Source organism: Prauserella endophytica (genome assembly GCF_005146945.1).
GTDB lineage: Bacteria > Actinomycetota > Actinomycetes > Mycobacteriales > Pseudonocardiaceae > Prauserella_A > Prauserella_A endophytica.
This window is the reverse complement of the sequence record NZ_SWMS01000081.1, coordinates 1-1004: the sequence shown is the minus strand read 5'-3', so window position 1 is coordinate 1004 and position 1004 is coordinate 1. Positions and strand designations below refer to the sequence as shown.

The window sequence follows — 1004 nt, the reverse complement described above, 5'->3', positions numbered from 1 at the left end:
AAGTACGACGAGGATTTCAAGCAGGGTGCGGTTGCGTTGGTCGTCGAGACCGGGAAGCCGATCGCGCAGGTGGCCCGGGAGCTCGGGGTCAACGAGGGCACGTTGGGCAACTGGTGTGTCAAGGCCCGCCGGGATGCGGGCGAGGGCAAGGGCGAGTTGAGCGAGACCGAGCGTGCCGAGTTGGCCCGGTTGCGCAAGGAGAACACCGAGCTGCGGATGCAGCGTGATGTCCTCAAGCGTTCGGTGGCCCTCTGGGTGGACGAGGCGATGGGCCGGTAGCCGTGGCCGGGTTCATCGCCGTCCAGAGGGCAGAGCATGGGGTGCCGCACGCGACAGCGTGTCGGGCGTTGTCGGTGAGCCAGGCGTGGTTCTACAAGTGGCGACACGGTGACGCTTCGCCGCAGCATGCGCGCCGTGAGCAGCTGAAGGCCGCGATCCGGCGGTTGTTCGCTGCGCATCGCGGCACCTACGGGTCGCCGCGGATCACTGCGGACCTGCGGGATGAGGGCTGGCGGGTCGGCGAGAACACTGTTTGCGGAACTGATGCGTGAGCTCGGGCTGGCCGCCCGCCGGAGCCGGCGCCGCAAACAGACCACCCGGCAGGGCCGGGGCCGGTGGCGGGCACCGGACTTGATCGGCCGTGACTTCGGCGCCGCCCGGCTCAACCACAAGTGGTACGGCGACGGCACCGAGATCGAAACCGATGAGGGCAAGCTCTACCTCGACAGTGTGTTGGACATGGGCTCGAGGCGGATCGTCGGGTTCGGGTTGGGCGAGCACCACGATGCCGACTTGGCCACCAGCACGTTGCAGATGGCGGTCGCGATCCGTGGCGGCAAGGACGCCCTCAACGGCGTGATTATGCACACCGACCAGGGCAGCGAGTACACGGCCAGGAACTACCAGGCCGCCTGCGCTCGGGTCGGGATCACCCAGTCGATGGGCCGGGTCGGCTCGGCGCTGGACAACGCAGTCATCGAGAGCTGGCACTCCACGATGGAGTT

General features: G+C 67.9%; 3 protein-coding genes. All 3 read left to right on the top strand.

What is annotated here, in order from left to right; genetic code table 11:
* Positions 1-279, top strand: a 279-nt coding sequence (locus FCN18_RS38955; protein ID WP_206078109.1) for a transposase, incomplete at its 5' end; no start/stop codon positions are given.
* A 2-nt stretch (positions 280-281) separates the two neighbouring features.
* Positions 282-551 (top strand): IS3 family transposase, encoded by a 270-nt coding sequence (locus FCN18_RS41010; RefSeq protein WP_407675819.1) that lies wholly within the window; start codon positions 282-284, stop codon positions 549-551.
* The coding region (locus FCN18_RS38945; protein WP_158303288.1) for a DDE-type integrase/transposase/recombinase at positions 544-1004 on the top strand (461 nt) is incomplete at its 3' end. The genes FCN18_RS41010 and FCN18_RS38945, both read left to right, overlap by 8 nt.